General features: G+C 58.4%; 10 protein-coding genes. 1 reads left to right on the top strand and 9 read right to left on the bottom strand.

The features are described from left to right. Nucleotides 1-32 precede the first annotated feature (32 nt). Nucleotides 33-953: a histone deacetylase gene (locus tag WG219_04510; protein WXL26748.1), complete on the top strand. Its 921-nt coding sequence runs from the start codon at nucleotides 33-35 to the stop codon at nucleotides 951-953. A gap of 8 nt (nucleotides 954-961) precedes the next feature. Here the strand turns inward: WG219_04510 and WG219_04505 are convergent, their stop codons facing one another. Genes WG219_04505 through peaA form a run of 9 tightly spaced genes read right to left on the bottom strand, consistent with a single transcriptional unit; the run spans nucleotide 962 to nucleotide 12464 of the window. Continuing rightward, a complete protein-coding gene (locus tag WG219_04505) occupies nucleotides 962-2008 on the bottom strand; it encodes an oxidoreductase (GenBank protein WXL26747.1) in 1047 nt (348 codons plus the stop codon). Nucleotides 2009-2058: 50 nt separating this feature from the next. After that, nucleotides 2059-3387: a lycopene cyclase family protein gene (locus WG219_04500; GenBank protein ID WXL26746.1), complete on the bottom strand. Its 1329-nt coding sequence runs from the start codon at nucleotides 3385-3387 to the stop codon at nucleotides 2059-2061. Then, complete coding sequence (gene ccsA, locus WG219_04495) at nucleotides 3384-5522, bottom strand: cytochrome c biogenesis protein CcsA (protein ID WXL26745.1); 2139 nt, start codon at nucleotides 5520-5522, stop codon at nucleotides 3384-3386. Before ccsA ends, WG219_04500 begins: the two co-directional genes overlap by 4 nt. After that, a complete protein-coding gene (locus tag WG219_04490; GenBank protein WXL26744.1) occupies nucleotides 5519-6184 on the bottom strand; it encodes a S8/S53 family peptidase in 666 nt (221 codons plus the stop codon). The genes ccsA and WG219_04490 overlap by 4 nt, the downstream gene beginning before the upstream one ends. Beyond that, a complete protein-coding gene (locus WG219_04485; GenBank protein WXL26743.1) occupies nucleotides 6181-7911 on the bottom strand; it encodes an ABC transporter ATP-binding protein in 1731 nt (576 codons plus the stop codon). Before WG219_04485 ends, WG219_04490 begins: the two co-directional genes overlap by 4 nt. A gap of 10 nt (nucleotides 7912-7921) precedes the next feature. Next, complete coding sequence (gene peaD, locus WG219_04480) at nucleotides 7922-9025, bottom strand: quinohemoprotein amine dehydrogenase subunit beta (protein ID WXL26742.1); 1104 nt, start codon at nucleotides 9023-9025, stop codon at nucleotides 7922-7924. 58 nt (nucleotides 9026-9083) lie between these two features. Then, the gene (gene qhpC / locus WG219_04475) at nucleotides 9084-9401 is read right to left on the bottom strand and encodes a quinohemoprotein amine dehydrogenase subunit gamma (protein WXL26741.1); all 318 of its coding nucleotides are present in this window, start codon (nucleotides 9399-9401) and stop codon (nucleotides 9084-9086) included. Next, nucleotides 9398-10831 carry a quinohemoprotein amine dehydrogenase maturation protein gene (gene peaB / locus WG219_04470; protein ID WXL26740.1) on the bottom strand — a complete coding sequence of 478 codons (1434 nt, stop codon included), beginning with the start codon at nucleotides 10829-10831 and terminating at the stop codon, nucleotides 9398-9400. Before peaB ends, qhpC begins: the two co-directional genes overlap by 4 nt. Before the next feature lie 19 nt (nucleotides 10832-10850). After that, on the bottom strand, nucleotides 10851-12464 hold the full coding sequence (gene peaA, locus WG219_04465) for a quinohemoprotein amine dehydrogenase subunit alpha (protein WXL26739.1): 1614 nt from the start codon (nucleotides 12462-12464) through the stop codon (nucleotides 10851-10853). Between the last annotated feature and the right edge of the window lie 144 nt (nucleotides 12465-12608).

The following is a 12608-nucleotide window of genomic DNA, read 5'->3' as shown; positions in this document are numbered from 1 at the left end:
TACTCACACCATCTCCCTGCGATCTGCATGATATGGCTTTACCACTGGTCTACCACGACGACTACAGCCCGCCCTTTCCGGTCGGACATCGTTTCCCTATGGAAAAGTTCCGCTTACTGCGGGACCACCTTGTCGCCAGTGGCTTGTGCAGCGACGCCGATCTGCATCGACCGCAACCCTGTCCTGATGACGTACTGGCGCTGGCCCATTGCCCGAATTACATCCAGCGCTACAACAGCGGCGAGCTCAGCTACGAGGAACAACGTCGACTCGGCCTGCCCTGGAGCCCTGAGCTGGCCTTGCGCACGGTGCGAGCAGTGGGCGGCTCGTTACTGGCCACGGACCTTGCCTTAAAACACGGGCTTGCCTGCCACCTGGCTGGCGGCACCCATCATGCCCATTACGACCAGCCTGCGGGTTTCTGCATCTTCAATGACCTTGCTGTGATCAGCCACTACCTGCTGCAAAGTGGTAAAGCGCAGCGGGTTTTGATCTATGACTGCGATGTTCACCAAGGCGACGGTACTGCCCGACTGCTCGAACACGTTCCTGATGCGGTCACCGTGTCACTGCACTGCGCCACTAACTACCCAGCCAGAAAAGCCCGCAGCGACTGGGACATTGAACTGACTAAAGGTACCGGCGACGCGGAATACCTGAGGGTTGTCAACGACAGCCTCAGCTATCTGCTGGCGTTGTATCAGCCTGACATCGTGCTGTACGACGCTGGTGTAGACGTTCACGAGCACGATGCGCTGGGCTATCTCAACCTGAGCGATGCTGGGATCGCAGCCCGCGACTACGCCGTGATCAATCACTGTTTAGACCGGGATATACCGGTCGTGGGAGTCATTGGCGGCGGTTACGACAAAGACCGCAATGCCCTGGCCCGCCGCCACGGTATTTTGCACCACACAGCCGCACGGATATGGCAGGAGCGAGGGCTGCGTTAGTCAGGCGCTTAGGTATGTGCCAGTTTGATGATGCGGCCTTGCTGATAACTGGTAATCCCTGCCTCAATCAATTGCATCACCACCAGAGCCTCCTCGGCAGGCACTGGATTTGCTGCGCCGTTACGAATTGCATCGGCTATTGCTGAGTAGTACAGGCGATAGTCGCCCGCATTACTGGGCACACTGCGCTCCTGCACAGAGTCACCCTGCCCGAGATAAAGTCGCCCCTGCTCAGGGTCATGCCCCCAGGCAATATCGGTGGGCCTCAGACCAGCCTTGAGAGCATCCTCCTGAGTATCCAAACCATATTTGATAAAGCTGCCTGTTGTGCCGTGGACAGCAAAACGCGGCGTCGGCCCGGCGACCAGTCCGCTGGCATGCAAAATGACCCGCACCTCGTCATAACTCAGCACTGCATGGAACCAGTCATCCGCAAGTGCGGCATCGCGCTGCCGAGCCTGATCCAACCAGATGGTATGTGGCCGACCAAACAGCTGCACGGCCTGATCCAACAGATGAGGCCCCAAGTCATACCAAAGCCCCGCACCAGCAGCTGAGGACTCCCGCCAGCGCTGGCGTACCACCGGCCTATAGCGATCAAAGTGCGACTCAAAATGCACCACCCGTCCCAGCTCCCCACTGTTCAAACGCGCCTTTAACGTGAGGAAGTCAGCGTCCCAGCGACGGTTGTGGAACACCGATAGCAGGCGTTTATTTCGATCAGCCAGCTCGATCAGCTCCTGGCCCTCAGCCACCGTCACGGTAAAGGGCTTATCAACCACTACATGCTTGCCCGCCTCAAGCGCTTGGGCAGCCAAAGAGAAGTGGGTGTCGTTGGGTGTGGCAATGACCACCAGCTCAATATCATCCCGGGCGAACAAGCCTTGCGGAGTTGGCTCAGTAGCCACACCTGGCCAGTCTTGAGTCACCGCCGCAGCGTTGCGGGTTGCAACGGCTGTCAGCTCCAAATCAGCAACCATGCTAATCAGCGGAGCATGGAAGGTTTTTCCGGCATAGCCATAACCGACAATACCGCTTTTCATCCGTGGGCCCATGGCTTCATCGTCCTGTGCGAAGTGGGGCTGCCAGCAAAGCGTAGATTCGCCTACAAGGCAACTCCGGGTATTTGTCTGAGCCAGCCCAAAGCTGCTGCTACACGCTCTGGATGTGCTTGCAGAAGCTGAGCCAACTGCCCAACTGACGGCTCGTCAGAAAGTTTACGCCGCGTCTCCAGCAGTTGCACCACATCGACCCCGGCGACAAAACGCACGCCGCGGGGATGATCAGCACATACCAGCACCTTACTCTCCACGATGAAGCCATCTTCAACCACGGCGGTAGACTCCACCCGACTCCCGGCCTGTTCCCCGGCATGACTGACGACAGTTGTAGTCTGGTTGCGCCGGTTAGCCCAGAACGGCTGCTCCAGCCAACGGGGCTCATTCTGATAAAACTCGACAGCGGTATTGAAACGTTGATGAAACAGGGTTTGCGCCCGCTCACGGTAGAATCGGCTGGGCAGTTCCGTGTGTTCCGGACGGCGTAGCAAGGTGTTGATCGTCGGTGCGGCGGCAAAGGCAGCCGACACCGCCTCATACATGCCATGCCCGGAAAGCGGATCACATGAATAAGCTGCATCCCCCACCCGCAACTGGCTGCTATCGACCAGATTGGCACGCAAGGTCGGCTGAATACCTCTTGAACTGATCTCGCCCTCAGCCAGCAAATCACCCAACCGTTCAGGGATCAGCTGCAAGCGCTGATACAACTGTGCATGCAAAGCGGCCAGTGACTTGCTGCCTTGCAGCCCAGGGTGAGCGTGATCGACGACCAGCTGCACACTGCATCGTCCCTGTGTATCAGCAGTAGCCCAAGCCCAGCCTTGATCGAAAGGCTCGGTTACCGTCAGTGACTGCTCAAACGGGCGCCCTTTAAAGTAGCCAGTCATTGCAACCCCCATTGGGCCACTGAACACATCCGGAGCGGACTTGGGCGCCGCCCGCCCCCGAGCCTCAACCAGAAACTGAGCTTCGTGCTCAACCGGCTCACCACTGCTCAACTCAGCAAGGACACGCCAGCCTTCAGGGGACTTATGCACTTGCATAACCCGGCCATCAACAAAAGAAACGCCGGCATCAAGCAAATCTTCCAGCAATGCTGCATCCAGTTGGCGCCGGTCAATCACATATTCACCGTTGATCTCCCGGTACTCCCCGGCCCAGGACGCCACCCGCTGCCAGCGCTGCCCGAGCAGCGCTAACGCGTGACGGCATTGCAGGCGATTCAGCCCTTCGATAACCCGGGGGGACGCTCCTTCCATTGCTGAATGACGACGGATTCGCCCGATAACCTGAACCTCATGCCCCATACGCTTAAGCAACATGGCACTGACCAACGCTGCCGGACCGGCTCCCAGCACGAGAATAGCGGTCATGTTCTTTTCTCCCGCGACCAGCCAGGCAGCAGAAGTGTGCCCAGCAACATCGCTACAAAGCCGATCCACAGCAACGACACTAAGGGATAACGGCGCACCACGATCAGGGTTTCCCGCTCACTGGCCACAGTCGCGCCGGATGCCATCAAACGTGGTGACGCAGGCACCCACACCTGAGTGTCTTCCAGCCAGTTGCGGATAATGAACGGATTGAGGATGTAACCAGGATCGCCCTTATGCCTGGCGTAGCGGTAATCGAGGATTTCACAGAGCTGACGTACCGGCCCCTGATAGCCGGGCGGCAACTCGCGACCATCCTTGAACAAGGCCTGCCCCTGAATTACCTGTTGACCATGCTGCACCTCAACTCGGGCGACGGCCTGGTAGCCTGAATAATCCGTCACGCTGCTGGCTGGAACCACCCTGACCTGCATGCCATCTGTGATGCCGCGCCATTGCGCAAGGTCGTCATCGGCTTGCAAAAGAATCGGCATATAGCTGTTGAGTGCTGTGGCCGCAAAGCCCCCCACCAGTACCAGCACCGCACCGCCATGGATCAACGCCAGGCTACCGGTATGACGCAGCGTACCAAGCTTGCGGCTGCGCCAGACACTGCGCAGGCACCACAAGCTGCAGGCCAGCAGTAGAAACAGGGCTGCCAACAGCGTCGCATCCAACCACGGCAGTACCGCCACTACATGCTGAGACAGCACACCACTACCGGCATAACGCTCACTAAGCCAGCCACCATGCCAAGCCAACAAAAGGCATACCACACCTGTCAGTCCTGTAGCTGCGACAGCTGCTGCACGAGGCAGTGCCTTGCGCATAAAACTGAAACCGCCCACCAGCCCCAGTAACAGAACGAAAGGCAGCAGCCAGTAAACCAGGCTGTAACCATCTACATCCCAGCGTGCAAACACCTGACGCAATTGCAAGCTTTCGCTGGAGTCTGCCCACAATGCAACGGTCTCGAAAAACGGTTTCTGCTCGCTCGTTTTGGCCACGCCCAGCCATTGCCGGGCATGGGCCAGCAACAGTGCACCGGCCGCCAGCACAGCCATGAGGGCAAACCCGAGTACCGATATCCAGATAGTCCAGTCAGCCGGACGCCGGGTGCTTTGCGCATGACGCCAATGAGCACGCAACAACAGCCCGGCAAGGGCGATAAGTAATATGCCAGCCAATAACAAATGGCTCAGCCAGGAGGTGGTACCGATATAACGGTGGGAGCTCACCAGGACTTCACTGCGGGTCACCGCCATAGCCATACAAGTTGCTACAGCCACCAGCAGGCTGAGCAGAGGCAGCAGGCGGGCAAAACTACCGCCCCCCCGCCAATGACGTACGCCGTGCAATACCGCTCCGAGCAACGCCCAGATAATAAATGCACTGGTCTGTACAGGGTCCCAGTGCCAGAGCTGGCCGAAGGTGAAGTCCTCCAGCGCCCAGATCATGCCAAAGCCAATTCCTGCGCTCAGCACCAGCCAGGCGCGTCGCCCGTATTGGGCAGCTTGCCCGGCATAATCTGAGTCTTTGCCGCTCAGCGCTTGTATGGCTGAGCCAACCGGCGTCAGTGCCCAGGCGTAAGCAGCGAGAATCAGCGGAGCATGCAGCAGCATCCATATAGTCTGCAGATGAGCATTCATCCCCTGACTGTTTTGAGCAGTCAGCCACTCTTGCGGAGTTGCTGTAAAAGGCCCGAGCCAGGCAGCAGTGGCCGCGTACCAGGCGCCGATCAACGCACTGCTGCAACCTTCCAGACCGCCCCGCCTTGCATAGCGAAAGGCTGGCGGCATAAACAACGCAGTCAGCAGCAGAATCGTGCCCTCATCTCCGCCCCAGAGATTGGCCAATTTCAGGTACACCGGCAGGGCTTCGCTGCTATAGAGCCAGACATACCGAATGTCGAAACGATTCCACAGCAGCGCCAGCATCAGTGCGATACAAAGTCCCAGCAGCAGACTGAACGCAATCCGCCAGACACGCTGGCGTAAGCTGGTTTTCCAGGCCCCCAATACCAACAATCCGGACACACCCCAAAGTGCCGGGTTGCCAAGGGCTGGCAACTGATAAACCAGCACAGCAATGAGTGCACCAAACGCTACATAGCCACCCCATCCGGCCTTTGTCATGCCCGTAACACCTCTGCCCCGATATAACGGGCACTGCAACGCAGAGGTTCACACAGATGCGAAGGCAGGTAGCCTTCGTGGGCCATGATCCGTGCAGCCATGCCTGTGACTCTGGCGCAGGCAAAACTGGAGCCGCCGCCATGTTCGGGCTGCCCTAGCTGAATCATCGGGCAGGCGCCCAACTCCGCATGGGCTAGCCCAAGCCAGGCCAGTTCATTGGGCGCACAGCGTGCATCACCGGTGACTGCCAGACATTCAGGCAATGCTGCGGGATAAACCGCACCGCCACAGGACGGCGATGAAGCCACCAGCAGAACGCCCCGACTCGCTGCGTGTTTGCAGGCTTCGGCAAGTTGCTCGGATGGCGAGGACAGACCAAAACTCATGTTGATGATTTGCGCCCCCTGCGCCACCAGCCACTCAAGCGCGGCGGCGATGCGCGACACCGGAGAACGGTTATCACCATGGAATACCTGCGCCACCAGCAATTCAGCCTCGGGGCACTGCTGCAGGATAAGCCGCGCCAACTGATCGCCATGGCCGATACTGTCCGGCTGGGCAGGATCATCCCCCGGCAGTTCGCTAAAGCGCCGCGACTGCACGACATAACTGAACAAGCTTTCGCTCACGCCACTGTCGATAATGCCGACACGGGGCCTCATGACACTTCCTCCAACTGCGGAATATCAAGATCAATCACGACATCGAACACCTCGTCGCTCAGCGGACGATGGCTGATAAAAATGCGTGTCTGCCCGGCAAACAGGCGATCCACTTCGCGGTGGATCCGAGCCTCCTGCCGTGTATCAACACCCGAGGTGCTTTCGTCCATCACCAGCACTCGCGGCCTCATCAATAGAACGCGGGCCAGCGCCACGCGCTGACGCTGACCACCGGAAAGCAAGGTGCCGCGCTGACCGAGGCGGGTCTGGTAACCCTCCTCCAGACTCCCTGCGAACTCATCCACACCAGCTGCGCGTGCGGCCTTCATCACCTCCTCATCACTGGCTTCAGGTCGGCCGTAGCGAATGTTGTCGAGCAAGCTGGCGGCAAACAGCTGGGTATCCTGGGAGACCACCGCTACCATGCGCCGCAACTGATCCAGGTCATGGCGGCGTAAATCCTCACCATCGAGGATGATGCGCCCCTCACTCGGGTCGAAATGCCGTTGCAGCAGGTCAACCAGAGTTGACTTGCCGCGGCCGGAAGCGCCGCGCAGAGCCACCCGGCTGCCAGCCGGAATATGCTGCTCAAGCTTACAGAGAATGTTTTGCGTTGCTCCCGGATAGCGGAAGGAAACCCCTTGCAACACTAGTTCACCAGGGCCGCATACCACTATACGGTCAGCCTTCTCGGGCGGCTGCACGGCAGGCTGTCGGGTAGACAGCTCGCGCACCCGCCCCAGGCTGACACGTGCTCGCTGGTACGCCACATACAGCCCCATCAACGATTGCGCCGGACCACTGGCACGCTGCATGTAAGTGACAAAGGCAATCAGCGTGCCGAGGGTCATGCTGCCTTCTGCGATGCGATACCCGCCCAACAGAAACACCCCGGCAATGCTCACTGACATCACTAGCGCGGGCACGGCTCCGGCGACATAGCCAAGTACCTGCAAGCGCAGGGTCGTTTCGCGCAGGTCGTAGTGCAGACCATTCAATTTTTGCACTTCCCGCTTCTGGCCATTGAACATCTGCACACATTTGACCAGCCCCAGGGTTTCGACAAAAAAGGCCGCCAGATCCGAACCGCGTTCACGCACCTGTCGGTTCAGAGTTTCCAGTCGCGGGCGTACGCATTTCAGAAACAGGCTGTTGAGTAACAGCACAACAAGCAGAAGTACGAGTAGTTCGCTGCTCATCCAGCCCAGCATCAACACCGAGCCGATCAACATGAAACCGTTGTTCACCAGACTCAGCAGCGAGTCCACCATAAAGCGCTGCAACTCCCCCATGTCACCATCAAGACGGGCATGTATGTCGCCCTGGCGGGTGCGGGCATAGAAGTCAGGAGACAACGTCAGCAGATGCGCCAGCATGGATTCACGCATTGCATGTAACACGCGCGCTGAGGCATTCACGTAGATATAACGGGTGATGCCACCAAACAACGAGGAAAGCAGAGCAAGGCCAACCAGGCAGGCCACACTCAAGATGACTTGATCGAAACGCCCGGCAAGAATGCCGTCATCAATCAGGACCTTGGTCAGATAAGGTTGCGCCAGACCGGCACCGGCAACTGCAAGGGAGAGTAGCAGTACCAATGCAAACAGGGGCCAGTGTGGCCGGGCAAAACTCAGGGCCCAGTACCACATGCCCCTGTCGGCATGCCGGGAAGGCATACCTTGCGGCATGCCCTCCCGCGCCCCATGAGTAGCATCAGCGCTCATGGGTTATTCCTCAACGCTGCACCATACGCATTGAGCTCAGCACCTGATCCCCTTCACTGATGACGATTGTGGCTTTCTTCTCCAACGTTTCGCTGTCATAGACCGCGATCTCGTTGATAGTGCCGCCGATATACAGCTCCTTACCGTCAGTCGAGACGTTGACGGTATAGAAGGTGTGATCCAGATCGACCCGTTTGATCAGCTTGCCCGTATCAATATCGGTCTTGGTCAGCTGGGTGTAGGCGGTGTAGGCCTCGTTGCGGCGAACCGGGTTGATCACCGTGGAGAACGGCATCACCAGATCACCCTCGAACTCGGAGAAACGCACCGTGTCCTTGGCCAGATCCAGCGACCAGACCCCGGCCTTGGTCACAGTCTTACCGTCTTTGCCGGTGTAGTTGATGAAGTACGGCGTGGCGAACTCGTTGGCCTGCTCAAACTGCGGAGAAACCGACAGCGTGTCCGGCTCAGCGAAGCCTTCACGCTTCCAGCTGCGCCACGGGTGCTTGCCGATCTGCTTGCCGGTTTTCGGGTCCAGCACCAGCATGTCCCAGCTGAAGGTGTACAGACGCTTGTAGTCCGGTGAGTAGGCCAGCGTGGTGGTGCGACGCGGTGCGTCCAGTTTGCGCAGCGGCTGGGCACCGATTCCGGCACTGGTGTCGTAGATGGCGATATACGGGTCCAGCACCTTGTATTCACCCAGCTTCAGCTCAGTTGGGCTGACATGAACAGCCAGCTCCTTACCATCCGGGCTGACGTCAATGGCGAAGTGCGCTTTACCGCGAATACCCGGAGAAGACAGTTCCGCGCGGAACACTTCCTTGCCGGTATCCAGATCGATCCCGGAAACGCTCTCCCAGCGGTTATGCACCACGTAGGCCACTTTTCCATCACGGGATACAGCCAGGCCAGCCACGCTGTTGCCCTGACCGGCATTCGGAATGGTGAAGGTATTCACCACCTTGCGCTCAGCGGCGTCCACCACCACAACTTTATCCGGGCGAGCAGCGGTCACCAGATAGTCTTTCGCCAGAGCCATCTGGCTCATCAGGCCCAGAGTAATAGCGCCAAGGGCAAAGACGTTGCGCAGCGTTGTATGTTTTTTATTGTTCATATGACTTCCTCTGACCTGTGTAGCGATCGCTACACAGGTCCGAATGCATTGACGTGATTTATTTAGGGAAGACCGACTGCAATTCCGCCCAGTCTTTGACTGCAGCGTCTTTGCCGTTACCCCAGTCAGTGTGGTTGTGCAGCGTGTCCGGGACCTGTGCAGGCCACCAGCATGGGTCAGCGCAACCATAGAGATCCGCTTCCATCGGCTGGCACAGGCCTGCCACACCGAGAAACGGGTCTACTTCCCAGCCCGGGTCGAAGGTGGTGGCGCAGCCCACCACGGCCGCCATGGCGACTACTTCTTCTGTCTCGCCCTTCTCCATCGCGACTTCAACTTGATGGGCCTTCATGTTCATGGCTTTCATATGTTTCATAGCTGGACACTCCGAGTGCTCAGATGTTGTTTGAAGAAGAGCGGGGTCTTCTGCAGGATTTCGGTGTAGATCTCGATACCGAAATCCACCCACTCTCTCATCAGATCGCAGTAGTGATAGGTCGGTGATAACGGGTCGCCGAAGTGCGCGTAGGACTCGTGATAGCAGCCCCCGGCACACAGGTTGCGGATACGGCAGGTCGAACAACCCTTGTTGGCGCGGCTGGTGGCGCCTTCAAGGAATGCCCCCAACTCCTCCTTGGCAATCCCTTCGTTAACGTTGCCGAAACGCGGCATGTCGGAGCCGGTAAAGCGGTGACACAGGTTCAGATCGCCCTTGTGATCCACCGCCAGCAAGCCCACGCCTGCGCCGCAGGGCAGCGCCTTCTTGCGGCCTTCATAGAGATCGCTCATCAACTGATGCATGTTGGAGAAGCCGTTATTGCGCCCCTCCAGCGCGGCGTCACGGTAGGCACGCCCCAGTTCCATCATGCTGTCGAAGACCTGACGCAGCTCTTCGTTGCTCAGGTTGAACACCGTCACCGGACCCGACGTGGCAGGCGCAAAGCCCACCTCAAAGAAGCCCAGATCGTTCTTCAGGTGCTCATGAATGGCGATCACATCGGTAAAGCCCGCCGTCAGCGTCACACGCACACCGACCGGTTTAGAGCGATAGCGCTCAAGCAGCATTCGCGCCTTGGCCGCAACCACCGCATAAGTGCCCTGCCCGCTGACTGTGATGCGTCGGCGGTCGTGCACGGCCTGCGGCCCATCCATGCTGATGGAGATACCGAAGCGGTGGCTGTCGAGGTAATCGACAATCTCTTCAGTCAGCATGGTGGCGTTTGTGGTCATGGAGAAGTCGACCTTCTTGCCCAGTTCCGCACAACGCTGCTCCGTGTACTCCACCACCTGCTTGATCAACGGCAGGTTGGTCAGCGGTTCCCCGCCGAAGAAGATCACGTTGATGCGTTCGTGTGCGGCACCTTCAGCCAGTAGCAACTCAATGCTCTTGCGGGCTGTTTCGAAGTCCATACGCACGCCCTTAGTCGGGACAGCGAGGTCTTCCTTGTAGCAATAAGTGCAACTCAGATTGCAGCCGGTATTAACGTTCAGAACCACGGTGCTGATCGGGAACTGACGAATTTCCACCTGCATCCCGGCATCCGGCGTAGCCGGTTCATCACCGAGGATAGACAGCTCGCGGAAGCTCTCCAGAGTCTGCGCCAGATCGGCCGGGGCAACCCGCCCATCAAAACGCTGACGCATGGCATCGGCAGAAACCTGCTCGTTTTCCTTGAGGAAATCGATCAGCGAGCCGCCCAATTCATCCAGCTCAAATAATCCGCTGGATGGGATATGGAACAGCATTCGCCGACCGTCCACCTGCACGTCATGGAAGCTGTAACGGTTTACATAAAGCGCGCTCATGGCATCGCTCCTTGATGGGTCAGCGAATAGACGGGTCGTTCCAGCGCTGCACGGTCACCACCAGCGGCTTGCTGGCTTCAACCTTGCGCCCGGCGTCATCGACTACAGCTGTCACCTTCAACTCACCTGCGTTGTTGGTGCCGTATTTGCGTTTCGGGTTCGGACCTGCGTCGCCCGGAATAAACAGGCCATTTTCTTGCAGCGTGCCGGCGAACTCCTTATCGCGCAGTTGCGCGGCGTATTCGTTGAGATCGTCCACCGACCAGGTAGCCGGGAAGTAACCCAGGCGGATGTCGTCAGCAGTGCCCGCCTTGCCGTCAGCGCCGTAGGCATAACCAACACTCTCGAACTGAACCGGAACTTTCGGACGGGAACCACCGTTGCCACCGATGTGGGCCATGGCATAACCCGGTTCGATGTTGATGAAGTCGACCTTCTGATACAGCGCCAGACCTTTATCCAGCTGGCTGTTGCCGACAGCCACATTACGCGCGCCATCTTTGGCACCGGCTGCAGCACGAGCCTCGACAACCACTTTGCCCGGTGTGTTTTCGAGAACCTTGACGACCTCAACACCCTCACCCAGCTGCACATCACCGCTCAGGTTATTACCGTAAAGGGCTACGCGCTGAGTCGTACCGGCCTTGATGTAACTCGGCTCAACTGCCAGCAGTTGTGCCGGTGCATCTTTACCTGCACGCACGGCCTGCAGACGACCGCCGATGGAGTCCACACCTTGCTGATACCAACGACCGGACAGGGTCTTGCCATCGGGTGACAAGGTGAACACCTGGCGCACATCCAGATCCCCCTGTTTCAGGGTCGCGCGCCACTCATAACCGGTGTACATCACCGCCTTGCCTTCTGCGGTTTCCTGCTTGCCGTTAGCGTAGTTGTAGGTGACTTTGATGCTGTAGTTGTCATCACCGGTGCTGGCGATAGTCGCTACACCTTCATAGGTGCCCCATCCCGGACGATGGCCAACCAGTCGCCACTCACCGGCGGCGCTGACATGCGCCTGCTGAACCCATTTGCGCCAGGCATCGGACTCGTGGCCATACATTTTACCCAGACGCTTCGGCACCTCACCTGAAGCAATATCCCACCAGTCACGATCACGACCGCTTGCCTGGATCTCGATCACCGGATACTGACCAACATGGAAGTGCACCATCTTGCGCCAGTCATCCTCAGTACGGCGCTGCAACGCAATACGGCCGTAAGAGTGGCAACGGGCGCACGTGTCGGCAACCAGCTGATCGTCAGGTTTCTCCACCAGAGTAAAGTCACGCTCCAGCAGATAACGACGGCCCTCAACCTCTTCAGGCGCCAGGCCATGAGTATCAGCTAGGTACTTGACCAGCGTCTGACGTTCCTCAGTGGTGATCTTCAGGCCATGGGCCTGCATCATGCGGACAATGGTCATATCCCAGCCTTCCGGCGTGCGACGTGACTCATCGATACGGTTCAACCCTTCACCCTCGGTGGGCAAGTGGCAGGTCATGCATTTACTGTTGAGCAGAGCTTTGGCCGCATCGGCTGTTTCAGCCTGGGCAAGGAAAGGAACGACCGAAATCGCCATGGATAGCAGCAGCGGCCGCAGGGGAATTACACTGGCACTTTGCGCGCGCATTGTTGGCACCCTTATTCTTGTTTATGGGATGACACATGCTGACCGCGGTTACAGATGATCTTGTTAAGGCCCGATCAGCACTGGTGACAAGGCTACGAACTGCCAGCTCCGACCGGTATCGTGTTTTGGCAACACAGGCCTGCA

Source organism: Pseudomonas mendocina (genome assembly GCA_037482215.1).
GTDB lineage: Bacteria > Pseudomonadota > Gammaproteobacteria > Pseudomonadales > Pseudomonadaceae > Aquipseudomonas > Aquipseudomonas mendocina_E.
Note: the sequence above shows the minus strand (reverse complement) of the source record. Positions and strands in the feature narration are given on the sequence as shown.